The following is a 25,603-nucleotide window of genomic DNA, read 5'->3' on the forward strand; positions in this document are numbered from 1 at the left end:
TTAATCCTCTGTATTAACCAGCATAAGGCGTCCGTTATTAACTGTGCTCCTTAAAGTATCACTTTGTCTTCCTGAAGAAAGTAAGTCAATTAAAGAATTGCGATTTCCGTTATAAGGAAGATGTACTGTCATCATGGCCGAAACATAAGCGGTTGCAATAGAGGTGCCTGTAAAAGTTTCAGAACCGCTATAGAAAGGTGATGGCAGTTCATCTGTTTCTATATCTGAATTGCCGACAGCTAAATGCACGACCTGAGGTGATATGTTGTTGGTAGAGAACCAGTTAGTGTCCCTGATTATAGATAAGTTTTGGGGAGACGCCAGCAATGTTAAAGCGGGGAGATTTAAGATAGCTTGGCGTATGCTAGGGGCAAGGTTCTGCTCATAATTCGTTGGAGAGTTGTTCCGATTTACTAGATAAGGGATAGTCGCAGTTCCAACAGTAATCATCTTGTCTATTGAAAAGCAAGCAGGATATTTCTTATTAGAATCCAAATTAACATCTTCATTACCTGCTGCTGCTGCTATCCAAATACCTAAACTCGCGATTTCTTGAAATTTTTCTTCTAAAAAATTTAGTTCTTGACTTCCTTCTAAGAAAGACCCTACAAAACTAGCATTAAGAGCTTGAATATTTAGACCAGCTTTTTTTTGTCCTATAACATAGTTCAGTCCACATAATAAATCAAAAAAAGTGCCAAGCCCCGCAGCATTAAAGACTTTTACTGGTAATACAGGCCAATTATTCTTTTGATTAATAATAGCCGAGATAATAGTACCATGTCGTCCTACTTGGTGTTTGTAACACCCAGCTTCATCAATTTCATCTACTAAATTGTCATCGTAAGGGGTATTTATGATATCTTCTCTTGTCAATTCCATATTCTGGATTTTTTTGAAAACTTCGCCATAGAAACCAGAGGCGATATTGTTTGGGTCATAATCTAAAATAGCCGCTTTATAGACTTTTAAATAGTCTGTAACCGCATTATAACCTAAACTATCGCTTTCTAATCCGCAGGTATGATGGGGCTTCGCAACTTTAAAATAAATAGACTTGCCTGACCTATTCTGGTATTTAGCTCCTTTCGTGCTATATTTTAATCCCGTATCCAAGACTGCTACACAATGACTATCAGAAGTTATACCATTCCTGTATTCATTTATTTGAGTTACGACTTGTAGTTGACTTGGGTAAATATGGGTAATTTGAGAAGGAGAAGATTCTGTGGCAGATTTGATAGGGTCGCCAGGGTCTCCAGCGGGGTCGGGGCTTATGATTAAGTTAGTGAGTTGGCTAAATTGAGATATAGTGGCTATATTATCAATTTCAGCAAAAGGCGGGATTTGGTCATTGTCTTCCCATTCAATAAGTACTATGGTTGTCTCATGACCATCAGCATCCTTACCATTGGGGCATTCGCCAGCACGTACTACTTCTGCTGTATATCTAGGTTGCTCGAATAGAAATCCAAGGCATCCTTTGGGTTGCTTGAACGAGATAGAAATTTGGATTATATCAATACATTTCTTTCTATCCTTCACATTGCATTTAGATATCGTACTTTTTTCTCTTAAAGTATTATAGTCAGATGTTTTGAGAATGAGTATTTTCTGGTTCTTTACGGCGAATTGCCCATCTGTGGTTATATCAACAGGAGATAAAAATCCATTGAAATTGTTTTGTTCTTGCCCTTTAGGGGGAGAGCATACGGAAATTTCGGCTGGGGCTGTGATGCGGATATCAGCTAGGTCGATTTCTGGTATTGGGTCTTGAGGATTGTACTCTCTTCTATCAACGAATTGAATTTTAATAGGCGCTGCCATAGAGAAAAAGGGTTATTATTAACATCACTCCACTTCCTTCCACCCCTCTAATTTATCCCTCTTTACTTCGTTGAGCAAATTTTGTGCTGACTTTTGAGTTAACGGTTCATTTTTCATCAAAAGCGCGAGCGCTTCGTAAAATTTGCCAGGATTTGAGACCAAATCGGTGCGGGTGCCAAGGCGGTGAAAGTGTTCAATGGCTTGGTCGTATTCCTTGAGGCGAAGGGAAACAAGACCCGCATTTTTTTCTGCTTCGGCATTGGTGCTGTCGCGCTGGAGGAGTGCTTCAAAGATAGCCTTGGCCTTTTGTAAGTCGCCTTCATTGTAGCTTCGGATGCCCCATTGCAGGCTATCCGTTTCGGCATTTCCTAGTTTGAGCCCTTCGAGGGTTGAGAAGTTTGTTTCGATGTATGTACTTGCCCATGCTTGGTTGTAATCACTCTCAACAATCGACTTTCGGAGCCATACGTACCAGCCAATGCCCAAACACAAAACCACCGAGGCTGCTGCACTCAAGGCATAATAAAGACTGCGGCGGCCTTTTTGTTGGAGCTGTTGCCCTAGCTGCGTCAACTCTTCCTTGCGTCGAGCGCGCGCTTCTGCCTCAGCCGCCGCCCGCGCCTGCAACCAAAAAGCAACTTCTTCGGCCAAGGCGGGATTGCTTTTGAGTGCTTGCTCAAATTGTATTCGCTCTGCTTCCGAAAGTGTATGATTAAAATACGCTTCTATCTGTTCCATAAAATATAAGCCCCTAACCCCCGATGGAGGATTTGTACTTTTCTTTTAATTTCTCTAAACATCTTAATCGGCTTGTTTTGGCTACTGCGGCGGTGTTGTAGCCCATTGTTTGGGCAATTTCTTCGTCGGTGTACCCTTCACCCCACGCCAAAATCATCTCACGACACTTGTCGCCCAGTGCCCGTAAGCGTTGCTGTAAAGTTTCTATTTCACTTTCCACAATGAGCTTTCGTACCGCCGACTGCGTTTCGTCGGGCAGCCAAGCGAGCGCATCCTCCAACCCAATGCTGTTGGTATGAACCTCCGCTTTGTTAGTCGTATTTTTTCGGATACTATCAACACATTTGTTCGTAAATATCTGAGTTAGATAGGTTTTTAACTCCGAACGTCCTTCAAAACGACGACTGACGACGTGCTCAATGACGATCAAAATAGCATCAGAATACGCGCTTTCGGCATCGTCTTGGCTGATTTTGTGCTTGAAACAGGCTTCCCGAACGAGGTAGTGGTATTTTTCGTACAGTTTATTTTCATAGAGCCGCCTTTGGGGAGTTCCTGCTTGAAGACCTTGCAGGAGGGCGTCATCTCTCAAGACTTTATTAAAAATAAACATTCAGATAGGGATAAGTGGATTTGCTTTCACTAAAGTGGTAAACGATTTCCAGAAAAACAAGTATTTCTTTCCCCGAATAGTCTTACTGTGCGTAGCTGCTGTACTTCTTTCAAACGATCATGCAGTTCATTTCAAACCCTTGACCTCCAATGAAACACACACCTTTTTCGCGCCGTTCGTTTATCAAAACGGCGGCGGTGGGCACGGCTTCGCTGTCGTTGCCAACGATTATTCCTGCCAGTGCTTTTGGCGCCAATGACCGCGTGCGCGTGGCCGTTATCGGTATCAATGGCCGTGGAAAAGACCACATTTCGGGCTTTTCAAAATTACCCAACGTAGAAGTGGCTGCTTTGTGCGACGTTGATAACGTGGTGTTACAAGAAAGAGCGGCTGATTTTGAGAAAAAGAACAACAAAAAAGTCAAGACGTTCCAAGATTTGCGGAAGGTCTATGAAGATAAAGACATTGACGCTGTCAGTATCGCTACGCCTAACCACTGGCACGCGTTGGCGGCGATTTGGGCGTGCCAAGCGGGGAAAGATGTCTATGTAGAAAAACCTGGTTGTCACAACATTTATGAAGGCCGCAAGCTCGTAGAAGCCGCGACCAAATACAATCGGATTGTACAGCACGGCGTGCAGTTGCGCAGTTCGGTGGCCATTCAGGAGGCCATCAAACACCTCCGCGAAGGATTGATTGGAAATGTCTATATGGCGCGGGCGTTGATTTATAAATGGCGTCCCGATATTGGAAATCAACCCACGTCGCCTGTGCCTGCGGGGCTGGATTGGGACTTGTGGCAAGGACCTGCCCAAGCCCGTGCTTTCAGTAAAAACTATGTACATTACAACTGGCACTGGTTTTGGGACTATGGCAATGGCGACATTGGCAACCAGGGGATTCACGAAACCGACCTCGCGTTGTGGGGCTTGGATGTGGGACTGCCCGAAGAAATCACGTCGGCAGGTGGGAAGTTTTTGTGGAACGACTGCAAAGAAACCCCCGAAACGTTGACGTCAACCTACATTTATCCCAAACAAAAAAAGGTAATTGAGGTAGAAGTTCGCCCGTGGATGACCAATAAAGAAGATGGGGTGGAAGTCGGAAACTTGTTTTACGGCGATAAAGGCTACATGGTTATCAACGGTTACAACGACTATAAAACGTATTTGGGGAAAGAGCGTACGCCAGGCCCTGCTCGCAAAGAAGGTGGCGACCACTATCAAAACTTTATTGATGCTGTGCGTGCTCACGACAAAAAACTCTTGAATGGCCCCGTAGAAACGGCGCATTTGTCGGCTTCGTTGGCGCATTTGGGCAACATCGCCTACCGCCTCGACCGCAAACTCAAGTTTGACCCAACCACCGAAAAGTTTGTAGGGGACAAAGAAGCCAACGCGATGCTTTCGCGTAAGTACCGCGCTCCGTTTATTGTGCCAGATAAAGTGTAAAATCGTAGATTCAGAATAGCCAAAGCCACCTCACGGTTCAGTTGGGGTGGCTTTAATTTTTTAGATAATTGGCCAGTTCAGTGTTATTTTTTACGTAAAGCGAAGGGGCTTTTCCGACAAATTCAGTAAAGTCTTTAATAAAATGCGATTGGTCGTAGTAGCCATAATGATAAATAAGGTCTTGCCAATCGTCTATTTTCCAGCGTTTTTGGGCTAGTTCATTGCACAAATGCCCTATCCGACGAATGCGAGTGTAGTATTTAGGACTGACGCCTACTTTTTGCAAAAACTTCCGTTCAAACTGTCGGCGGCATACGTAAAGCTCGCTGATGACATCGTTGATGTTGATAAGTCCGCGTTTATCCACAATCAGGTTCGCGGCAAAGTCAGTACGGTCGGCAACGGGGCTTTTACGGAGAAATTGCACGTTGACAAATTGCTCCAGTAGCGCCAAACGCTCACTGTGCGACGACGCATCTTCTATTTTATCGCTGTATTCATCCACGCATTTTCCCAGCACATCACGCAGGTTGGTTCGCTCGTCCGAAAACTCATACATCGGCATCCCAAACAGCGTATGTAAGCCCGCAGGCCGAAATACGATACCCACCATGCCAATTTGCCCCGAAAGCTGCAACTGATAACTTTTGGTGGCTTGTCCCGTCAGGAAGTTTTTGGGTACGAGCCCGCCGTTTAGTTTTTGGGAAGTAACGCGGTAGGGAGTGCCGTAGTTAAAAACAATTGACGCAAAACCCGTAGGCGGCGACTCAACGGTGAGGGGCTTGGCTAGTGTTTTACTGTATTCCCAAATGTAGAAACATTCGACAAAGGGTTGTAAGTGCGTAGGTGGAGGAAACTTTCGGTAAAACATGGGGTTAGTCACGATTTACCGAAAGTTAAGAATTAGTGGAAAAAACCTCAAAAACAACAACTATTATTTATCGAACGGTTAAGCACCCGTCAATTGAGCCACAAAATTTTCGTGGTTCCAATTGATACTTAGATCCGTGATTTTGTCATTTTCATCAAAACGAAAAACAAAAATATGGTCGCTGTTGAATTTCAACCCCTTGCTAGGAAGCCCCATAAATTCTTTTTCTTGCGTTCCAAAAATCGCCACTTTGCAAGTAACAGCGTCGTCTTCAGAATACATACTATCAACGGTGTTGTCAATGTCGGGAAAGCAGTCCATTAGTAAACTCCATACCGCCTTGCCAAACTCGCGGAATAACCCTTTGCCATCTTCGCCTAGTGGCTGAAACCACACGGTAGCCTCGGGCGTTGCAAGGTTAATCATACGTTCGGTATCAAGGTCTTGATAGGCTGAAAAAAATTCGATGCAAGTACCTTTGCGGGTTAATTCCGCGATTGATTCGGTCGTCTTTGTTGTTTCCATCTTTTTTATTGTGAGGGTTGGAATGAGTTATTTCGGATAATTAGGGTGCGTTTTTACTTTACGGATTTGGCGTAAGTGGCGATCGACGTGTCCCCATTGAAAAATCAACACTTGGTGCATATTTCGGGGGTTGGGAGTGCCCGTAAATTCAAAATGCGCCCGCAAATCAGCTTGAGTACTTTCAATAAAGGCAAGATTGATGGCGTGGTTTTGCAAAAAGAAAGTCAAGTTCTTTCTGCCATCAATAAATCCCGTTGGTTTCGTGTAGTCGGGCGAAGTATGTTTAGCTTCTTCCATGATAAACTCATGGTAATAGCTGTCGGGGCGGCTCGTAGCGTTAAGTTCAGGCGTGGGTTTATTCCGAACCCCAATACTGACTTCTCGACTCCAAACAATTTCCCATATAGCCAAATGCTCCACAATTTCGCCGATAGACCAGCGGTCGGCTGACTCGTGAAACGCCCATTGCGCTGGGGTAAGGTTTTGGGTTTCTTTGACCAACTCATCCCGCGTGCGTTTCATGTTGTCGATTGTGTATTGGCGATCGGCTGCCGTCCATAGTTTGGCTGTCGTATTTTCTTGTGCGTGTAAAAAAGTGAGAGCTGTTCCTACTAAAAATAGAGAGGAAAATAGTGTTTTCATAAAAAAGGGGGATTAGTTTAGTTCGCCTTTGCAAATACTTCTCTTAGTTTTCCTTCCCAGCCTTCCTGAATGAATTGGCCGTCTTTGAGCGTAATTTTATGTGTTTTGCTACTTCCTCGTCTCGACATATTCCAGCTCCATAGCTCGTTGGTTTCAGTGAGTGTTTGTCCGTCAAACTGATAGCGAGCCACCCCCCCTCCGTCAAATTTTTTATTGGCGGCGTCGTAATAAGCAAAAACAACCAGTGGATAGGAGAAGATTTTAATCACTGAGAAGCCTTTGTATTTGCCTTCACCGAAGCGACTTGTGCCACTCCAGTAGCCTTCTTGCATGAACCATACTCCCTCCAACGCCTTGTTTTTGAGTGGCTCCGAAGCCCTCAAGCGTGTTCGCACTTCGTTGACATCGTAGTTAGGCCATTTGACGGAGTTCATTTTTCCGTATTGATGGTATTCTTCTTTGGTGATTTTATAATTCATGGTATAAAGACTCCCTACGGCGGTAGAGTCCCACGAGTAATAGTCCACATACTCATTGTATTTGCCATTTTTTAGGTCATAGCGCCCGCCACAAATCCCGTTGAGTTCCTTATTGCCAGGTCGAAGTTTTGCGTTAAACCAGTACCCATTTTTAAATACCTTAACGTCGAGGCTTTCGTCGGCGATTGTCCATTCTTTGGCGTCACCGTATTTCTTTTTTGTCATTTTAAACGAACCGTTCAGTGCCCCAACGGGGTCGTCGCCGACAAAAGAAAAACAAACAGGAAGGAAAAGTAAAAGCAGCTTTTTCATGTGTCTTTGATAATGAGGGTGATTATAATGACACAAAATTATGGCTGCTTTTAGGGCTATAATTGTAAAAAAACGACTTTCTAAAATAACCCTTCAGCTGGTGGTTTAATACCTTTGAGGCGGAGATAAATGGTGGTTTGTCCACGGTGGTGGCAAACGTGTTCAAACGATTTTGCAAAAACACTTTCAACCGTTAATTCTTGTCCAAAGACTTTTACTTTTTTCTCAAAATCAGCATCAGGTACTCCTTTCAGTGCCTCAATGGTGAAATCAATGCTTTGCATGACGGTCTTGGTGACGGTAGCTTTTGAATGATCGGCTGATTTCTCGGCCGAGCCTTGGTAGGGGCTGGTCTTTCCACTAGCGGCAGAGGCAAAGGCAAAGTTGGCGTCGGCAATGTGCATCATTTGTTGGGCATACGTACGAATCTCTGGCGTAGGTTTAAAGCCATAGTCATCGTCGGGCATGGCGGCGAGGTATTCGGTCATAAATTTTTTGCCCCGTTCCCAATCGGCCAGCAGGCGTGATTTGGCATTTTGGGCATAACTAAGTTGGCCTAACGAAGCCAAAACAAACAGAAGTAATAGTGATTTTTTCATGGAATTGGTACGTTTTAAATGTGATGGTTCAAAAGTAGTGGGCAGATTTTTGTCGTCATTGTAAAAATACGACATATTGTTAGAAAAGAATATGGAGTTGTGGGGAGTTATATACAGCAAGAGGGCCGACTTTTCATAAAAATCGGCCCTCTTGCTGTCATAAAAAAGTGTTTTAGGAATAGATGGCTTCTTTTCCGAACTTTTTGACTAAAAGATAATAAACTACCACGCGAAGTTTACGGTTTACGCCTTTGAGCGTAGCCATCGTTTCGGCAATGGCAGCGTCGAGTTCAGGGCCATCGGTCAAGCCCAATTTTCCAATCAAGAAGTTTGTTTTTACGCGCTCAAGTTCTTCGGGGTCAGAGGCAGCGACCAACGAAGAGTCTTGGTTGTAAATAGAAGGGCCTAAGCCTTTGGCTACAGCTGAGACAAGCGCTTCGTCAGCAGCTACACCTACACCCGTAAGTTGCTCGATAGATTTCTCTACTACTTCGGCAAATGCACTCATGGTAATAAAGTCTTTTTGTGGTTAAATTGAATTAGGATACGCAAATGAATCGAATAATCGGAAAAAGCTTTGAAAAGTACAACTATTTAGTGCCTTTTTTTGATTCTTTTATATACATTCCAACACTGCAATACTTCATAAGTAAGGTCATAATCGGTGGAAAGAAGTAAAAACTCTTCGGAAAAGTCGCAGAAATACCGAAAGCGTTCTAGGTTTTCGCCGCTTAGGTCGGTAGCCTGCCCCGCAATCATCCCAAAACGGTAATTGGCCAAATCTCGTCGGCGTTTTTCTTGCATGAGCATGGCCACTTTGCGGTCTTCTTTCGCCGATTTGCTAAACAACTCGTACAACAAAGTAATGGGTGATTGAGCCAAAGACACTGCTTCCCCAAACGATAAATTCTTTTTAGCTTCGGGTTCAGACAATACTTGTTTTATTTCTTTTTCGAGTTGTTGTTCACGTTTGGTAGCTACTCTCACTTCGGGAAGCTCAATGGCTTTATCTAACTTTTTTAAGCGAAACACGATTTCTTCGGCATTGCCATTCCAACGAAAAGCGCCTCGTTCGTGGGTGAGGCTCGCGATTTCAATCGAATCTCCCACCGAAGCATCCAAAAAGAAAACACCTTCTTTGTTGGTGCGGGTCATATCGCGGGTTTTAAGATTAGTAATGGTCGCTAAGTTGACGCCTTTTCCAGTCCCAATCTCAAGAACTTTACCTAAAACATATCCCTTTTGGGCAAAGCTTTGTCCAGTTAATATACAAAAGAAAAAACAGTAGTAATATTTGAAGTAATTCACAGGTGTAAAAGGTACGGAAATAGACTTAACGCCTGAAAGTTACAAATGTTGTTTGTTGTCTAAAAGCCATTGGCGATAATCGCCGTGTTTAATTTGGACAAAAGTGTCTATGGGTTGGCAATACAAATAGACCCAAGCTAGTTGTACCTGCCCAGTTTCGAGTAAAACGGAAATAGGCGCGCGTACGTATTCGGGTTGAGAATCATGAATGCCTTCATAGTAGTCGAGGCTGGGAATGACGGAGTCAAAGGCTGTAATCTCCCATACTTCGCCGTGGACTAAGCCTTCATAAGATGGGAGGAATAGGGCGCCAGGATAACTGCCTAAATCGAATAGCTGTCCAGGAAACGAAGCTTTCCCTCGCCAAATGGCATTTTTTCGTAATTTTTTGGCAAACGGATTGGAAAACCCTTGCATCAATGTTCCATAGGCAAATAAGAGCGATGGGGAGTTCTCTACTTTCATTGATTGGTAAATGGTTAATTTTCAATGGAAAGCCCAAAAGTCCAGCGAAAATCGTTTGATTTTCTTCCAGGCACCACATAGCTTTCGTAAGCATCTTCAAATTTGGTGCGCAGGCTAATGTTTTTGTTTAAGCGATAGGCCAAAACGAGGGTGCTGCTCCAGCGAAAATTGTTGCGCATCGAAATCGCAGGTTGTAAAAACAAGACGCTATTGATGGTGAAACGCCCCGACGACCCAGGGGAAAATTCTCCAAAAAAACGAGTTGAATTTCGCCATACATCAATGTCGGTACGTTCGATAAAATCGGTGTTTTCGTGTAGAATCAAATTGGTTATCGAAAGATAAGCGCGTTTTTTCTGAATGATTTTTACCCCTACACCCGCTCCTTGCGACCAGCGGTTGTTGATTTGCCGCAAGTTACTGCGTTCCCAAGCTACAAAACCAAGCCCATAAACGACTTTTTGGTGCCAAAGCGAAGCGCGTAAATCGGCGTTAAACTCTCGTTCGGTGAGCTGGCCGCCTTGTTTTCCATAGACAAACGACGGACTACTCGATAGCTTGAATTTCGAGTTAGGCTTCCAGTCTAGTGCACTTGAAAATTGAAGAAGTAACCGCTGGACGTTGCCCGTCGAAGCGGTTCCGTCGGCGTTAAATTTTTGATAAAATTGGCTACTGCTGTCTTGGTCGGCTTCGGCGACGGCATAGTTGGGGTCTTCGTCCTCTTCATCGCCCGTCGAAGTAGCGGGCTGAGTAGGTGGCGATGTTTGTAAAGTGTCAGGGACTTGGGCAAAAGAAGGCTGTGTGTACAGCCCTAAAATGAATAGGGAAAAATAAATGATACGATTCATGTGGTTCAAGAATGAACTACAAAAGTAACTCAAAACTTGAAAGTTGGTTTGCACTTGTTGCTTTGTTATGCTTCCGCACGGGCACCCCGTCCTAAAAAATCTTCTACAAACGTTACGCCTCTACCGAGGCTATTTCTACAAACGTTGCGCCTCTACCGAGGCTATTTCTACAAACGTTAAGCCTCTACCGAGGCTATTTTGAAATCCTTAAAATTAGGGTGTGGGGGTTAGCCAGAGTTTGGTGTTGACCAAAGGAAGATAATTTGTGCTAACTAACCAGTAAAAACCTTCGGGTACGTTGGTTTGGAGAATGTATTCATCAAAACCTGTCGAAACCCAACGAAATGGAATCTCTTGTCCCATTATCGATACAAGTTTTAAGTCGGAAGGGTGAAGTTTGTGCAGCCGAACACGAATAGATTGGGCCGAAGTAGGGTTTGCAAATACCCAAATTTGGGGTTGCTCGGAATCTATTTTAACCGCAATGATTTTAGAAAATTCCGTACTTCCATCCAAATCGGTTTGACGGAGGCGATAATAGTTGATGCCAGTCAAAGGGGAAAGGTCAGTAAACTGATAACTGGTTTTGGTCAAATGGTCGCCTGTGGAAGCTAGTCGGCCAATGGTTACAAATTCTTTTAAGTCCGAACTGCGTTGAATATCAAAATGAGAGGAATTGCGTTCCCAAGCCGTTCCCCAGTTGAGTTCAATGTGATTGGAGAAGGGCTTGCCTTGAAAATGAGTCAGTTCTACAGGTAGTGGATTAAGAATGACCATGCCGTTGATGCGCAGGTTGTCGAGGCGAAGTGCCCCTTGGCTGCTGGTGGCGGCATAGCCATAAATGCGAAAGGTGATGGTGCCTTGGGCGTCGTTAATAAAAAGAGGAGCGTTTAATCCCGCAAAACCCGAACCCACGGCAGATGTACCGAGGTTGTTGGAGAAATTGTCTTGACTAGAACGCACCGCGATTTGGTTGGGCCCGTCGGTGGTGCGGTTGAAACTAAAGGAAATCGAAGAAAGCGAAAAACGGTAGTTGGGAGACGTCACCGAAACTTCAGCATAATCGCTCGGGCTTAGCTCTCCTGTTGGCCAAAATTGAAGACTCACAGCATCGCCCGTTTGCCCAGAAGGGTAGCCCAAAAGCCGTACGCCAGCAATGTTTAAAGAAGAAACGCTGATGTTGGGGTTATTGCTATTTCCGTTGGAGTTGTTTTCAAAATCCCACGACGCCGTAAAAGAAAGCTGTGCCGACGAAACATACGACAACAAACATCCGAGAATGAGTAAGTAGCTCTTAGAACGCATAAATCAAGTCGTTTTAACAAGAAGAATCTCTACCTGCTTAAAAGACTTGATTCTGAAAGAAAAGTAACGAAGTGCTTGAAAAACAACGCTTACAATTTTTTGGCTTGGTTCCAGTACTCGTCCATTTCGGCGAGGGTCATTTCGTGGAGTTGTTTGCCATCGGCCCGCGATTGACTTTCGAGGTAATTGAAGCGCTTGATAAATTTCTTATTGGTACGTTCGAGGGCTGTTTCGGGGTTGATGTCAATAAAACGAGCGTAATTGACGAGCGAGAACAGCAAATCGCCAAATTCGCCTTCGGCTTTTTCGGCGTCGATGACAGAGTCGTCCTCGGCATTAAAATGCTCCTTAAACTCGGCCATTTCTTCTTCCACCTTTTCCCACACTTGCTGTTTTTCTTCCCAGTCAAAACCTGCTCCCCGCGCTTTTTCCTGAATCCGCATGGCCTTCACCAGCGCAGGCAACGACTGAGGTACGCCACCTAATACTGATTTCTTGCCGTCGCCTTCTTTGAGTTTGATTTGCTCCCAATTCTGCTTTACTTTTTCCTCCGTATCGGCCTCTACGTCGCCATAAATATGAGGGTGACGAACAATAAGCTTTTCGCAAATGCCGTGCAAAACGCTCTTAATATCAAAGTGATAGGTCGCGCTGTCTGCGATTTCAGAGCCGATTTTGGCGTAAAACACCATGTGAAGCAACAAATCGCCGAGTTCTTTTTCGATTTCGGGCAAGTCGTTCTCCAAAATAGCGTCCGAAAGCTCATAGGTTTCTTCGATCGTTAGGTGACGCAGGCTTTGAAGCGTTTGCTTTTTGTCCCACGGGCACTTAGCGCGGAGGTCGTCCATGATGTTTAGCAATCGGTCGAAAGCGAGCAGTTGCTCTAAGCGTTCGGGAGAAATATCAGCAAGTGTACGGGTTTCCATAAGTTAAAAGTCTATAAAATCACCTCTTCCAACATCTTGATGTACTGAACAATGCCCTCCTCAATTTCGTGGAGGTAAATAAATTCATCGGCCGTGTGCGAACGCCCTGAGTGGCCTGGCCCCATTTTGAGTGATGGGCAGTCGATGAGCGCTTGGTCGGAGGTGGTTGGAGAACCGTAGGTAGTTCTTCCCAAACGCACGCCCGCTTGCACAATAGGGTGCTCCATCGGAATGCTCGATGGGCGCAAACGTATCGAACGGGCGGCAATTTCGGATTTGATGTTTTTATTGATAATGTCAATGATTTCTTCCAAAGTGTATTGGTCAGTGACGCGCACATCAATGGTAAATTTGCACGAGTCAGGAACTACATTGTGCTGCGTACCTGCGTTGACAATCGTTACTGACATTTTGATGGGGCCGAGCGTAGGAGATACTTTGGGGTACTGGTACGAACGAATCCACTGAATGTCGTCAATGGCTTTGTAAATGGCATTTTCACCTTCTTCGCGCGCCGCGTGTCCCGATTTTCCGTGGGCAATGCAGTCGAGTACCAAAAGCCCTTTTTCGGCTACTGCCAAGTGCATTTCGGTAGGCTCTCCCACGATGGCAAAGTCGATAGGAGGAAGGTCGGGAACAATGAGTTCGAGGCCCTCGCGTCCCGAAATTTCTTCTTCTGCTGTGGCCGCCATCACAACATTGTAGGTCAAATGAGGGTTATCATAAAAGTAACAAAACGTTACGATAAGCGAGCACAACGAGCCACCTGCGTCGTTGCTCCCTAATCCAAAAAGCTTACCATCTTGTTCGAGCGGTTCGTAGGGATTGAGCGTCCAAGACGGATTAGGCTTAACAGTATCATGGTGAGAGTTGAGTAAAACGGTGGGCTTGCTGGCGTCGAAATAGCGGTTATAGGCCCAAATGTTGTTTTTTTTGCGGTGGAATGGAATCCCTTTGCGTTGAAAGAATGCTTCAATCAAAGCGGCAGTTCCTTCTTCTTCTCGACTAAACGACTGAGTAGAAATCAGTTGTTTAAGTAATGCGATGGCCTCTTGCGCAAGCGCGTTAGGCGATAGAGTCATGTTTGTTTCAGACATAAAAAGCTGTTTTGTCTGCCGCAAAGTTACGCAAAGGGAATGTATAGTTGACAGCTTACGGGTTAAAATACAATGAATACAGCGGTCGTCGGGTTTTGAGAAACCCTCAACACAGGCGCGCATCGGGTTTTGAGAAACCCTCAACACGGGGTGCGTCGGGTTTCTCAAAACCCGACCTCTAATCAATTATTTAAAAAATGAACCAAATAATTTCCTCTGCCGAGCAGTTTCAGAACGAAACGCTTCGGCCTATTCTCAAAGCACAAAATGAGTTGTTGGTAGCGTTATTTCGCCATTACTTACAAAAGCGGAAAATCGCATTTGAGCGGTTTTCGCCCGAAGATCAATTGGTTCATATTGAGCAGATTATTCGTAAAGATTTGCAATTTAGGAGTCTATTGTTGGGAACAATTGTAGGCCATTTAAGCCCAGCTCAATACCTGATTTTTCTTCAAGACGAAGAAGAGCTCAACCGCCGAACCATCAATATGCTGATTCGTAGGTTGCAGAGTCAATTGGTCGTGAGTTAGTCGGGGACGTATTCCAAAATATCTCCAGGTTGGCATTGTAAAGCTTTACACAGTGCTTCCAAGGTCGAAAATCGAACCGCTTTGGCTTTACCTGTTTTTAGAATGGAAAGGTTGGCGAGCGTTATGTCCACTTTTTCGGCAAGTTCGGTAAGCGACATTTTACGCTTTGCCATCATTACATCTACGTTTACGACAATTGGCATGATCAGATAGTGAGTTCTTGTTCTTGTTGAAGTTCGTGGCCTTTGCGGAAAATTTCGGCTAAGATAACGATAGCTAATCCCATGAAAAAGTTAGAGTTGAACAGTAAAAGTGGATTGAAGGTAAAGTTATAAGTATTATCTATGCGAACTTTGAAGGGTGTTGGAATGGAGAGATGATTACGATACACCTCAAAATTTGTAGTCATTCTGCCAATTTCATTTTCCAATAAATGGGAGCGAAAGCCATCAATGAAGCCCAGCAACGAGAATACCAATAAACTAATGCCGATCCATCGTAAACGGCGAAAGTTGACCGTAGTAAAAATCTTGTATTTGCGAATATCCTGTAAAAATAGGCTGATGCAGAAAAGAATAAATAGCAAAAGTACCGATTGGACAATTGCTTTGAACCAAGTGCAAACTACAATCAGCCAACCATTGGGCATATTGCTTGCTTTTAGTTGTAAAAAGCCTTTTGCTTCTTTGGGGGTGACTATTTCAAAGTAACTCTGTGAGTCTGTAGAGGCTTTTTCTGAAGCCAAAGTAAAAGTAGTAACAATCGTATCGGAGGGAAAGATAAGTCCTTTTTGGTAACGTTGAATAAGACTTTCATTCCGTTTTTTGAGTGACTCCGCGTAATGATTATCATCGAAATCTCCCTTTGTTTTTACTTGGTATGTTTCGGGCAAATACGAAGAATTAGCCTTTGAACGAAAAACAATGGTCGTGTCCATGAATGATTCTTGTAAATCAAGAATGACAGGAATGTTGAACACGGGCTTGGAAAAACTTCCTTGTGACAACGTTATAGTATCGTCAACTCTTAGCGTCCCCTTCTTATCCGATAATTGTAAGAAAAGAATAAATAAAAAAAAGGCCCCAATAAAAGCAATGCACAGGTTGCAAATCCAGTAGAAGACGGAAACGATTTGGGTAAATAATTTTCGTGTCATGGTTGTACGGTTTTAGATTTGCTTCAAAAGTAGTAATTTTTTATTGAAAAACAATAAATAAATGATTTTTATCAATATTTATTTTCTTTTTATTAATAAATAATCTAGCTGTCTTTGATACACACTAGAAGTGTCCAAGCCGCGATGTGCGCCGTTGGGGATTGTAGTAAGAGTAACCTTAGAAGAAGTAGGAGCTTGAAGCAGAAGCCGACTATTAGCGTAAGGAACGACGCGGTCGCTGGTGCCGTGAAAAAGCTGAATGGGGCAGCGAATGTACCGAAAACAACTATCGGTACGGAACTTATAACGCGTCAGCCATTCGTAGGGGTAAATGGGCGCGTGCGTGTGGAAAAGGGTAGGGATATTGGCGTAAGGCGCTTCTAATATCAGTAGCCGAGGTCGATGATTGGCGGCTACGCGGGAGGCCATGCCAGTGCCGAGTGAATAACCATAGACAATCACGGAGTCTTCGGGACATTGTTTGGTGACAAAATCATACACATAAGCGGCATCGTCGTGCAAGGCAGCTTCGGAACGAGTGCCTGTGCTTTTGCCGTAAGTGCGATAGTCGTACATGAGTACGTCATACCCGCGTTCAGTAAAGCGGGTGGAATATTCGCGCCCCCAACGAGTGAGGTTATCCCGATTTCCGTGAAAAAATAAAACGACTCCTCGCCTTGGTTGGGAAGTTGTCCGAAACCAGAGTGCGTTGAGCTGTACGCCAGCGGTAGGTTTGAGGGTAAGTTCTTGAAAAGGTTGGGAAAACGAATACCGAAAATCGGCAGGTAATGTAGTAGGTTGAAACAAAATAAACGGGTGAATCGCCCACAAAACTAGCCCAATAAGCAAGTAAAAGGTAACGGAATAGACTAGAAAACGAAGCATGAGAAAATGGGCTAGGAAAGACGAATTCGACTTTTTTGGGTACTTTTCGACTGGACAAATTACAAAAAATCAGCGGAATGTCTTAATTTCGTCTTTTTCCAAGAAACTTTCTGAGAATCAACACCGTTTTCTTTTATCCGCTGCAATAACAGCGAAAACTATCATCCTGATGATTCGGGAACAACTATTGTAAATGAATTCAACTGCAAAAAAACAAGAAACAGCGGTTTTGGTCGCTGTCACTACCCAACGACAGTCGCCCGAACAGACTCAAGAGTATTTAGAAGAGTTGGCGTTTTTGGCTACCACGTTGGGTGTCCAAACTGTCAAGACTTTTACCCAAAAATTAGAACACCCTGATAACCGTACGTTTGTAGGAAAAGGCCGCTTGGAAGACATCAAAATCTTCGTGACGGACAATCCTGTGGATATGATTATCTTCGATGATGAGCTTATTCCGTCGCAGGTGCGTAACCTTGAGGCCGAGTTTAAAGAGATCAAGGTGCTTGACCGTAGCTTGTTGATTCTTGATATTTTTGCGATGCGGGCTCAAACGGCTCAGGCAAAGATTCAAGTGGAATTGGCCCAATATCAGTATATGTACCCACGACTTACCCGTATGTGGACGCACTTGAGCCGTCAGAAAGGTGGGGTAGGGATGCGCGGCCCTGGGGAGAAAGAGCTTGAAACTGACCGTCGTATCGTTCAAGACCGTATTGCGTTTTTGAAGGATAAATTGAGCAAAATCGACAAGCAAAGCATGACACGCCGCAAGGAACGGAGCCGATTGGTACGCGTGGCTTTGGTAGGATATACCAACGTAGGAAAGTCAACCTTGATGCGTCGTTTGGCCAAGGCAGAGGTGTTTGCTGAAAATAAACTCTTCGCTACGGTGGACTCGACGGTGCGTAAGATGGTACTCGACAATATTCCATTTTTATTGACCGACACAGTTGGGTTTATTCGTAAGCTACCCACAACCCTGATTGAATCTTTTAAATCAACGCTTGATGAGGTTAGAGAGGCAGATATCCTTTTGCACGTAGTTGATATTTCACATTCGTCGTTTGAAGAGCAAATTGAGATTGTGAATCAGACCTTGGCCGAGATTAAAGCGGGCGATAAGCCAACGATTTTGGTGTTCAATAAAATTGATGCCTACCAGCCTAAATTAGAGGCGTTTGATGAGGTAATTGAGACGGAAGAGGGCGAGGTAGTGGTGGAGCAGACCAAAGAGAGCGTGTTGGAGAAGTTAAAGCAAAGCTACTTAACAGGGAAGTCAGACCATGTCGTGTTTATTTCGGCCCAAAACAAAGAGAATTTGGAGGAGCTTCGGGCCAAAATGTTCGATTTGGTAAAGGAGAAGCACTTTATGATTTATCCTAACTGGCTTGAAATGCCGTTCACAAACTTTGATTTTGCGGAATAGTTTTTAGAAATTCGCGCAAAATTCAGCTGACCCCGTAGTTCAACGGATAGAGCGGAGCGCCGCCCGATAAGCGTTTCCTAAACGCTTGATATGGGAAGAAGTAAAAAATAGTGTTGACCCCGTAGTTCAACGGATAGAATAAGCGTTTCCTAAACGCTTGATATGGGTTCGATTCCCGTCGGGGTCACAACTTCTTTTGCGTTTCCTAAACGCTTGCTATGGGTTCGATTCCCGTCGGGGTCACAACTTCTTTTGCGTTTCCTAAACGCTTGCTATGGTCGGAGTCGCGTTCGACTTCGCTTCCCGTCGGGGTCACAACTTCTTTTGCGTTTTCTAAACGCTTGATATTGTTTAAAGTTTGATTTCGTAAGGTGTCCCCTTCCACCGTTCCAAAAGTTGTTTTCCCGCCTCAGTGAGCCGTATCACTCGTTCGATTCATTCGTCAGAAATGATATAAGGGTGCATATGTATTCCATTAGTTCGCTACTGCAAATACCTAAAGAAAATAAAAAACACTACGCCTAAAACACGAAAAAAGCCTCTTTCGGAGGCTTTTAAAGTAAAATGAATAGGGTTTTTGCTAATCATCTATCGACTGATAAATCATTTGGCGGAACAAATTATTGAGGTTATCGCCGCTGCTTTGGGTCTGTTTCATAATCACGCCAATTATTTTTTCTTTGGGGTCGGCAAAATAATTGGTATTAAAATAACCACCCCACTCAAACGTCCCTGCGCTACCTTTGGCTCCTTTGTCCTCCCCTGCCTTGTTGAGTAGCCCAAAAGCCAGACCATGAGAGGAATTAGCTTTCTCTCCTCCCAGTAAATCTCCTACTTGATTGCTCAAAATAGTTTGTATGGTAGTGCGGCTTAAAAAACGTTTTCCACCTAATTCCCCGCCGTTGAGATACATCATCAAAAAAGTAGCATAATCTTTGGCCGTACTTGATAGACCCGCGCCTCCCGAGAAGAACGTTTTTGCCCCTTTGATCGGGTAGTCGGTATCGTAGAACGTATTAGGGTAGCGTACCCATTGGCCATTTTGTGGTTTTTGAATCGCCACCAAACGCCCTGCTTTCGCGTCGGGGAGGTAAAAGTAAGTGTCTCCCATGCCAAGTGGCTCAAACAATCGTTTTCGCAAAAATTCATCGAAGGGCATTCCCGACATCAGTTCAATGAAGTAGCCCAACACATCCAAACCTTCCGAATAGACGTACTTCTCGCCTGGGTGATGATGGAGTGGGAGTTTGGCCAGTTTCTTGATATTGTCGCCAATTTTGACGGGTTCAGTCGTGAATAAATCAACAATGCCCGCTTTGTGGTACATCGCCTTGAAACGCTCGTCGGCATCAATGACCCCGTAGCCAAGTCCTGACGTGTGCGTTAGCAAATGACGGATGGTGATTTCAGATTTTACGGGTTCTGTGGTATAAGTGGAGTCCTGAAATTTGAAATTTTTGAGAACCGTTTGGTTTTTAAATTCAGGAATATACTTCGAAATCGGGTCGTCGAGTTGAAACTTCCCTTCTTCCCACAGCATCATCACGGCCGTGGAGGTGATGGCTTTACTCATCGACGCAATCCGAAAAATATCGTCTCGCTTCAAAGGGCGATTTGCCGCATTGTCGGCCATTCCAAAGGCTTTGTAATAGACAATTTTACCGTTCCGAACAATGAGCGCAGATACGCCTGGGACGCTGCTTTGGGTGACTGCATTTTGCAAAACACCGTCAAGGCGGTTGAGCCGCTCAGACGACATACCAACCGTTTCGGGGGCGGCTTCGGCTAGGGGAGGAGAGGTTCTAAGGGATTTGGTTTGGGCCTGAACTAGTTCAGTGGCGAGTCCAAAAAGGCTTAAAAAGAGGAAAACTTGCTTCATAAGGTTCTTGTAAGTTTATCCCCTTATGAAGCAAGTTTTTACTAAATTTTACTGATGATACAACCGCCTATTCACTAGTACTTGGCAGGTTGGTTGGACTTCGGTGTTGATTTTTTGATAAAATCGCGAATATCATCATTCGATTTCTGAAGGTCTTCCTTGCGCAAATACATCATGTGACCGCTGCGGTAGCCTTTCCAGCTCATGCGGTTTTTGAGTTTTCCAGCAGGATCCATTTGCCACATGTTGTATTGGGCATTGAAATAATCGCAAGCACCGTCATAGTAACCCGACTGAACCAATAAATGCAAGTACGGGTTTTGGGCCATGGCCTGACGGAGGTTTTCGCCCGTTTGGTCATTAGAACGATCCCAAGGGTTTACGGGGCCAAACATATAGTACTTGAGGTCGGTCTTGTAATTGAGTTCGTTGCGAAGGTACATGTTGATGGCAGGGGTAAACGAGTGCAACCACGACGTCAATTCGGCGTTAAAATCTGGGCGGTCGCCAGCGTCTTTGCGGTCGATGCCTTTGTAACGAGAATCCAGGCGCCCTACTGTGTAACCTTCATCGCGCAAAAGCTCCTTCCAGAAGTACTGAAGCGGCATGTTGAGGTTGTTTTGTAACACTTCTTTTTCCGAAACTCCCGTATAACGGGCCAATTTGGCAGCAATGGCTTTGCGTTTGGCGTCGTCCAAAAAGCCGCCCATGCTCACGGCAGGGAGAAGCTCGTTGATGGTAAAGTTCTCTACCTCAGGTAAGAAATCGGTCAAATCCTTTTTCTGTAAATCCGCAGGCAGTTTTTTGTGATACCAAGCGGTAGCGGCACAATAAGGCACTTTCAACGCCGCCTCGGAAGCCTCCCCGCGTTCGATACCGAGCGTGGTAGGCGACACCAAAATTACGCCGTTGATGTACATCCATTGGTTGCTTTGTAGCTCCAATGCCAAGCCCGAAACGCGTGTTGTTCCGTAGCTTTCTCCGATGAGATATTTGGGCGAATCCCAGCGGTTGTTACGAGTCACAAACGTGCGAATCCACTCGGCTAGATATTTAATGTCAGCGTTTACGCCAAAAAACTTTGAAGTAGGTACATCTTTGCTAGTAGGACGAGAATAGCCCGTATTGACAGGGTCAATGAACACAATGTCGGCAACGTCTAAAATCGAATATGGATTTTTCTTGTAGCCATAAGGTTGTAGCGGATATCCCTCATCGTCGATGTTGAGCAGGACTGGGCCTGTGTAGGCCATGTGCATCCACACCGATGCCGTTCCAGGGCCTCCGTTGAATGAGATAATCAACGGGCGAGTGCCACGGTCTTTTACGTCGCTGCGTTCGTAGTACATGTAAAACAAACCAGCGATGGCTTTGCCCCCTTCGTCAAAAACGGGCATGGTACCAGTGGTGGCTTTGTAAGGAACACGTTGTCCTTTGACGGTTACTTCGCTTTCAGTAACGACAAAAGAGTCAGGGTTAAACGGAATGCTTTCGCCCGATTTGTCTTCTTTTGAGGGAGCCGTAGAAGTGGAGGCTTGGCGCTCGCCACCCCCAGCGGGGCGCTGTTGGGCTTGGGTGAGGTAGCTTCCTACGAGCAAGGCTGCTGCCAAGAGTAATGGTTTTTTCATTTAGGTTTAGTTTGATTGAAAGTTATAATTGACCAGACACGCAATGTGAACGCTTATGCAAGAAAGCATTCTAGGCTACAAATGTAAAATTGTATAGCTTTAAAAGCCTAAAATGTCGCTATATTACCTTATTGATGAGACTACTTTTAGGATGAAAGCCGTAATTTTGGGACTTCACTAAGTAATCGTAATCCACCATGCAATTGTACGATGTATTGATAGTAGGCGCGGGGCCTTGTGGGCTGGCGGCTGGGATAGAGGCTGCGAAGGCAGGATTGAGTCATTTGATTCTTGAAAAGGGGAGCATCACGGAGTCGATTCGTCGGTATCCCAAACGAATGCGTTTTTTTTCTACTGCCGAAAATATTGAGATTGGGGGCATCCCGTTTCCCATTTCGGACGTTAAAGCCAACCGCAGTGAGGCATTGCAGTATTACCGAAAAGTAGCGGGGTATTATCACCTCAACTTTAAATTGTTTACGGAAGTAGCTCAGGTAGTGAAACAAGACGATGAAGTGTTTGAAGTTCAGACGATAAGTGGGGAAAATTACTTTGCCAAAAAGGTTATTATCTCGACGGGTTATTTTGATTTTCCTCGTTTTTTGGGGATAAATGGGGAAGAACTTCCACATGTTTCCCATTACTATGACGAACCGTTTCAGTACTCTTTTTCCAAAGTTGTGATTGTCGGTGGGGCAAACTCTGCCGTGGAGGCTGCACTGGAAATGTACCGTCACGATGTGGACGTGACCGTTGTTCATAGAGGGGAAGATTTCCGCCCGACGGTGAAGTATTGGTTGATTCCTGATGTAAAAAATCGGGTGAAGGAAGGAAAAATAAAAACGCGTTTTAATAGCCTCACCAAAGCCATAGAGCCCAAGCGGGTGTTAATAGAAAATACCCAAACGGGTGAGGAAGAATGGCTTGAAGCTGATTTTGTGTTGATGCTCATTGGGTATATCCCAGATGGGGCATTGCTTCAGCGCTGTGGGGTGGAGTTGCGCCAACCAAGTATGGTGCCAGTATTTGACCCAGAAACCTTTGAAACCAATGTTTCTGGGCTGTACTTATGTGGCACCGTAGTGGCTGGGATTCATACTGAAAAAGTATTTATTGAGAACGGACGCGATCATGCTGCCGCTATCATTGATCATATTGCAGGCCGTAAAGTGCGTAAAGTGAAAGACCTGATAGAGCGGATTTAGCAAGCCCGCTACCGTCGGTTTATTTTACCATAAAACTGGAGTTGGTATTTTTTGGGAGTGATGTGAAAGTACTTCTGAAACATTTTATTGAACTTAATCGCCGAGGAAGCACTGTAGCCAATCATCGCTGCTACTTCGTTTGCTTTATAACCTTTTTTCAAGAGCGAAGCAGCTTGCTCCATTCGCTTTGTCGTGTAAAGTTGATAAAATGGCTGTCCATATACTTTTTTAAACAGACTTTTAAACAATGCGGGTTTAATGCCATGGATTTTGGTGATTTCTTTTTCTGAAGGGGGAACATTGCTGAAATCTCCTTGGAGATATTCAGCATGGATTTTTTTTACAATTTCAAGGTACTTATCGTTAGAAACAATGACTGGCGGCACTGTTGGTTGCTCGCTTGTGGTTACTTTGGTAGGAGCAATGCCATTGTATTTTACTTCAAAAGCAATCTGTTGGCGAACCAATTCCAAACAACATTCTTGAAAGTCTTTTGCATTTAAGACAATCATGATTTTTGTGCTTTCAGTTTGAGGAAGCACCGATTTTTCGAGCACATTTACTTCCTTGGAAGTGCTTGGTTGTAGGTACATATTCATAATGACGTTTCGGGTAAAAATGAGTAATCGATACTGTGCGAAAACAGTCAAAAATTGCCCCAATGTTTAGTAAAATCAATCCTTTTATCGTTAACTGGCCACTAAATACAATCAACTATCTAAAAACTGCTACGTCGTGGTGGGTTTATTGTCTTTTACGACGATGGAGTTAACGGTTTTATTGACTAGTAAAAAATGTAAAATTTTGATTTACTGGTAGTTGTTAATAAAATTATTTAAAATGAAATGAGTGTTGATATGCTTTTGAGCATGAAAATGGGTATCTCTCTACAGTGCCTTTAGGATAGCTTGCGCTGTAGCCGTAGGGTTGTCGTCGGTAGGGTGGAGGTGATGAGAAATGGCACGTTGAGATAATTCGTAGAAGTAAGCTTTGTCGTAGTAGTTGAGGGAAATATCGGCCACCGTAGCGTAGTCGTGGCGTTGGAGGGCCTCAATGGCGGCTTTGTAGTGCTGGCCGCCAAGGCGTTTTTTGATGCGCTCGGTGGCAGCTTGTAGTAAAGCGTGGTCATAGCAAGCGTATTCGCGGACGAGGCGTTGAATACGGAGGTCTTTAGGAAGGTCAACAAAAACAAATTCTGTCGGCTGCTGCATTTGTTGCCAAAAAGCCAGCGGAATAAAACAGCCTCCAATATGCCGACTTTCGCTTTCGAGCCAAACCCGTTGGCGTGGGTTAAGCAAACGCCATTGTTGATGCAACAGGTTTTCAAATTGCTCAGACGAAGGCTGCGGCGCTTGGCCAATCGCACCGTAAGCCGAGCCTTTATGGTGGGCAATGGCCTCCAAATCAATAACCTGTTCGCCCATTTCGGCCAGCGCACGTAGAATGTCGGTTTTGCCGCTCCCTGTGGGACCACCTAAAATGGCCATGTTTTGTGGTTGGCTAAACGACTCTAAAACGTGATTGCGGTAGGCTTTGTAGCCGCCTTCGAGGGTCGATACGCGGAAGCCCGCAGTTCGTAATAACCACGCAAAGCTTCCACTGCGCATTCCTCCGCGCCAACAGTGAACCAGCACTTCCCGTTGAGGGGCGACTAAGTCGGCTTTTTTGACGAATAAAGCGAGTTTAGGTCCTACCATTTCTAGTCCTAATCGAACGGCATTGTCGCGTCCTTGTTGTTTGTAACAGGTGCCTACTTTGGTGCGTTCGTCGTTGCTAAAAAGTGGGATATTGATGGCGCCAGGAATGTGCGCGTGGCTATATTCGCCTGGCGACCGCACGTCGATGATGGGCAAGCGCTGGGAGGCTTGCAAAAAATCAGCGGGAGAGAGTGCCGTCGCCATGAAATTTTCAGATTAATTATTTCTTAGTCCTTTTGCTACAAGCCGCTCACGTAGTTGATTGACCATGTAAATAGATGCTTCTATTTCGTCTTTACGAATGGCCACACTTTCGATGTTAAACCCAAAGGGAATGGTGTGTTCGGAACAAAACGCAATAAGTTCATCCGCAATTTGTAAGCAAAGGTTCATCGACGTTTCGAGGATATTTTCAGATTCTAGCAAGGTTTCTTTTACCGAGTCAGGTACGTGAATACCCAGCCATTCCATAAAGTGGAGTGTTTTTTTTGATCCACAGGCGGTAATGGTAAATACAAACGTAGGAAGGGGTAATTGTTGCGCTTGACAGGTGTTGACGACGGCCGTAAGCATTTGTTTGGCATAGGCTACGTTGAACACACACTGTGAGACAAAATAACTGACCCCGCTCGCGACCTTATCGAGGATGCGTTGGTCTTCGTCGTTGAGAACAGCATGTCGTTCTGGAATCGTTACTGCGCCGATGATGGAATTTTGGTCAAACTCCCGCCAAACTGCGTAGGCGTCGGGTAGGCTGGTGATGGGCGTAAAATCAGGCGAAGGAACGCCCACAAACACAGGATAAAAGCCTTGTTGGGTCAAATCGCTCACCCACTGACGAAGCTCGTCTTGGGTAAATTTTCCAGCTGGACGATAGATAATTTTGGGAATTGTCAGAGGTACCAAGTGCTGACGGGCAAAATCAAAGGGGTCGAGGGCGGTGATAAATGGAAACGGCCGTTCTTCCGAAGTGCGACTCGATTCATCTTGGACGTCATACACAATGAGGGCGTCAATGTCTAACCCTTGCAAACGGGCCAGTGTTTTTTCGGCAATCTCACTTACTTTTTCAGGAGCGGTTTGTGATTTGGGAGGAGTGATTCCGTAGAGCAATAAACCCGACTCTTTTGATTTGATTTTCGTTAAAAACATGCTGCAATTCGTAAATGGAGTTGCAAATGTAGGAAA

At 44.7% G+C, this 25,603-nt stretch carries 27 protein-coding genes and 1 tRNA gene; 5 read left to right on the plus strand and 23 right to left on the minus strand.

All coding sequences use genetic code 11. From position 1 onward, the window contains the following. The 3 genes from AC23P2_RS09060 to AC23P2_RS09070 are packed head-to-tail and all read right to left on the minus strand — an operon-like array spanning position 1 to position 3,178. Positions 1-1,827, minus strand: coding sequence for a S8/S53 family peptidase (locus AC23P2_RS09060; protein ID WP_487772898.1), 1,827 nt, complete (start codon positions 1,825-1,827; stop codon positions 1-3). A 24-nt stretch (positions 1,828-1,851) separates the two neighbouring features. Further along, the gene (locus AC23P2_RS09065; RefSeq protein ID WP_487772899.1) at positions 1,852-2,565 is read right to left on the minus strand and encodes a tetratricopeptide repeat protein; all 714 of its coding nucleotides are present in this window, start codon (positions 2,563-2,565) and stop codon (positions 1,852-1,854) included. A 13-nt stretch (positions 2,566-2,578) separates the two neighbouring features. Further along, positions 2,579-3,178, minus strand: a complete 600-nt coding sequence (locus AC23P2_RS09070) for an RNA polymerase sigma factor (RefSeq protein WP_487772900.1) — start codon at positions 3,176-3,178, stop codon at positions 2,579-2,581. Between the two features lie 149 nt (positions 3,179-3,327). On the opposite strand from AC23P2_RS09070, the gene AC23P2_RS09075 reads away from it, so the two are divergent. After that, a complete protein-coding gene (locus AC23P2_RS09075) occupies positions 3,328-4,629 on the plus strand; it encodes a Gfo/Idh/MocA family protein (protein ID WP_487772901.1) in 1,302 nt (433 codons plus the stop codon). A 52-nt stretch (positions 4,630-4,681) separates the two neighbouring features. On the opposite strand, the gene AC23P2_RS09080 is transcribed toward AC23P2_RS09075, so the two are convergent. The 12 genes from AC23P2_RS09080 to AC23P2_RS09135 all read right to left on the minus strand — a co-directional run bounded on the left by AC23P2_RS09080 (position 4,682) and on the right by AC23P2_RS09135 (position 14,006). Further along, positions 4,682-5,500 carry a DUF6597 domain-containing transcriptional factor gene (locus tag AC23P2_RS09080; protein WP_487772902.1) on the minus strand — a complete coding sequence of 273 codons (819 nt, stop codon included), beginning with the start codon at positions 5,498-5,500 and terminating at the stop codon, positions 4,682-4,684. Positions 5,501-5,578: 78 nt separating this feature from the next. Continuing rightward, positions 5,579-6,025 (minus strand): ester cyclase, encoded by a 447-nt coding sequence (locus AC23P2_RS09085; protein WP_028525085.1) that lies wholly within the window; start codon positions 6,023-6,025, stop codon positions 5,579-5,581. A 27-nt stretch (positions 6,026-6,052) separates the two neighbouring features. Next, on the minus strand, positions 6,053-6,667 hold the full coding sequence (locus AC23P2_RS09090) for a DinB family protein (RefSeq protein ID WP_487772903.1): 615 nt from the start codon (positions 6,665-6,667) through the stop codon (positions 6,053-6,055). A gap of 17 nt (positions 6,668-6,684) precedes the next feature. Then, positions 6,685-7,458 (minus strand): hypothetical protein, encoded by a 774-nt coding sequence (locus AC23P2_RS09095; protein WP_487772904.1) that lies wholly within the window; start codon positions 7,456-7,458, stop codon positions 6,685-6,687. An 80-nt stretch (positions 7,459-7,538) separates the two neighbouring features. Then, positions 7,539-8,057 carry a DinB family protein gene (locus AC23P2_RS09100; protein ID WP_487772905.1) on the minus strand — a complete coding sequence of 173 codons (519 nt, stop codon included), beginning with the start codon at positions 8,055-8,057 and terminating at the stop codon, positions 7,539-7,541. Positions 8,058-8,229: 172 nt separating this feature from the next. Continuing rightward, the gene (locus tag AC23P2_RS09105; protein WP_122933751.1) at positions 8,230-8,565 is read right to left on the minus strand and encodes a DUF2853 family protein; all 336 of its coding nucleotides are present in this window, start codon (positions 8,563-8,565) and stop codon (positions 8,230-8,232) included. Between the two features lie 86 nt (positions 8,566-8,651). Next, complete coding sequence (locus AC23P2_RS09110) at positions 8,652-9,365, minus strand: hypothetical protein (RefSeq protein WP_487772906.1); 714 nt, start codon at positions 9,363-9,365, stop codon at positions 8,652-8,654. Positions 9,366-9,404: 39 nt separating this feature from the next. After that, positions 9,405-9,830, minus strand: a complete 426-nt coding sequence (locus AC23P2_RS09115) for a gamma-glutamylcyclotransferase family protein (RefSeq protein ID WP_487772907.1) — start codon at positions 9,828-9,830, stop codon at positions 9,405-9,407. A 14-nt stretch (positions 9,831-9,844) separates the two neighbouring features. Next, complete coding sequence (locus tag AC23P2_RS09120) at positions 9,845-10,678, minus strand: DUF481 domain-containing protein (protein WP_487772908.1); 834 nt, start codon at positions 10,676-10,678, stop codon at positions 9,845-9,847. Between the two features lie 213 nt (positions 10,679-10,891). After that, positions 10,892-11,983 carry a hypothetical protein gene (locus AC23P2_RS09125; protein ID WP_487772909.1) on the minus strand — a complete coding sequence of 364 codons (1,092 nt, stop codon included), beginning with the start codon at positions 11,981-11,983 and terminating at the stop codon, positions 10,892-10,894. Positions 11,984-12,072: 89 nt separating this feature from the next. Beyond that, positions 12,073-12,909: a nucleoside triphosphate pyrophosphohydrolase gene (gene mazG, locus AC23P2_RS09130; protein WP_487772910.1), complete on the minus strand. Its 837-nt coding sequence runs from the start codon at positions 12,907-12,909 to the stop codon at positions 12,073-12,075. Between the two features lie 11 nt (positions 12,910-12,920). Continuing rightward, a complete protein-coding gene (locus AC23P2_RS09135; protein ID WP_487772911.1) occupies positions 12,921-14,006 on the minus strand; it encodes a M20 family metallo-hydrolase in 1,086 nt (361 codons plus the stop codon). 197 nt (positions 14,007-14,203) lie between these two features. On the opposite strand from AC23P2_RS09135, the gene AC23P2_RS09140 reads away from it, so the two are divergent. Beyond that, entirely contained in the window at positions 14,204-14,536 is a 333-nt protein-coding gene (locus AC23P2_RS09140; RefSeq protein ID WP_487772912.1) for a glyoxalase, read from the plus strand. Here AC23P2_RS09140 and AC23P2_RS09145 read toward each other — a convergent pair. From AC23P2_RS09145 to AC23P2_RS09155, 3 genes are all read right to left on the minus strand, one after another. After that, positions 14,533-14,739 carry a helix-turn-helix domain-containing protein gene (locus tag AC23P2_RS09145; RefSeq protein WP_028525096.1) on the minus strand — a complete coding sequence of 69 codons (207 nt, stop codon included), beginning with the start codon at positions 14,737-14,739 and terminating at the stop codon, positions 14,533-14,535. The genes AC23P2_RS09140 and AC23P2_RS09145 overlap by 4 nt on opposite strands. 2 nt (positions 14,740-14,741) lie before the next feature. Further along, positions 14,742-15,692 carry a DUF2975 domain-containing protein gene (locus AC23P2_RS09150; RefSeq protein WP_487772913.1) on the minus strand — a complete coding sequence of 317 codons (951 nt, stop codon included), beginning with the start codon at positions 15,690-15,692 and terminating at the stop codon, positions 14,742-14,744. Positions 15,693-15,770: 78 nt separating this feature from the next. Beyond that, positions 15,771-16,577: an alpha/beta hydrolase gene (locus AC23P2_RS09155; protein ID WP_487772914.1), complete on the minus strand. Its 807-nt coding sequence runs from the start codon at positions 16,575-16,577 to the stop codon at positions 15,771-15,773. 193 nt (positions 16,578-16,770) lie between these two features. Between AC23P2_RS09155 and hflX the strand changes: the two genes are divergently transcribed. Further along, positions 16,771-18,006 (plus strand): GTPase HflX, encoded by a 1,236-nt coding sequence (gene hflX, locus AC23P2_RS09160; protein WP_487772915.1) that lies wholly within the window; start codon positions 16,771-16,773, stop codon positions 18,004-18,006. 115 nt (positions 18,007-18,121) lie between these two features. Beyond that, positions 18,122-18,193 (plus strand) — tRNA-Arg (locus tag AC23P2_RS09165). Positions 18,194-18,586: 393 nt separating this feature from the next. Here the strand turns inward: AC23P2_RS09165 and AC23P2_RS09170 are convergent. Next, positions 18,587-19,885, minus strand: coding sequence for a serine hydrolase domain-containing protein (locus tag AC23P2_RS09170; protein WP_487772916.1), 1,299 nt, complete (start codon positions 19,883-19,885; stop codon positions 18,587-18,589). A 74-nt stretch (positions 19,886-19,959) separates the two neighbouring features. Further along, complete coding sequence (locus tag AC23P2_RS09175) at positions 19,960-21,513, minus strand: S10 family peptidase (RefSeq protein WP_487772917.1); 1,554 nt, start codon at positions 21,511-21,513, stop codon at positions 19,960-19,962. Positions 21,514-21,710: 197 nt separating this feature from the next. Here AC23P2_RS09175 and AC23P2_RS09180 point away from each other — a divergent pair, with 197 nt between their 5' ends. Further along, entirely contained in the window at positions 21,711-22,718 is a 1,008-nt protein-coding gene (locus tag AC23P2_RS09180; protein ID WP_487772918.1) for a YpdA family putative bacillithiol disulfide reductase, read from the plus strand. 8 nt (positions 22,719-22,726) lie between these two features. Here AC23P2_RS09180 and AC23P2_RS09185 read toward each other — a convergent pair whose 3' ends face one another. The 3 genes from AC23P2_RS09185 to AC23P2_RS09195 form a co-directional block, all read right to left on the minus strand. Next, positions 22,727-23,317 (minus strand): helix-turn-helix transcriptional regulator, encoded by a 591-nt coding sequence (locus AC23P2_RS09185; RefSeq protein ID WP_487772919.1) that lies wholly within the window; start codon positions 23,315-23,317, stop codon positions 22,727-22,729. A gap of 288 nt (positions 23,318-23,605) precedes the next feature. Beyond that, complete coding sequence (gene mnmH, locus AC23P2_RS09190) at positions 23,606-24,619, minus strand: tRNA 2-selenouridine(34) synthase MnmH (RefSeq protein WP_487772920.1); 1,014 nt, start codon at positions 24,617-24,619, stop codon at positions 23,606-23,608. Between the two features lie 12 nt (positions 24,620-24,631). Further along, positions 24,632-25,567, minus strand: a complete 936-nt coding sequence (locus AC23P2_RS09195) for a methylenetetrahydrofolate reductase (protein ID WP_487772921.1) — start codon at positions 25,565-25,567, stop codon at positions 24,632-24,634. Positions 25,568-25,603 lie beyond the last annotated feature (36 nt).

This window comes from Runella sp. R0.1_18 (assembly GCF_057652155.1).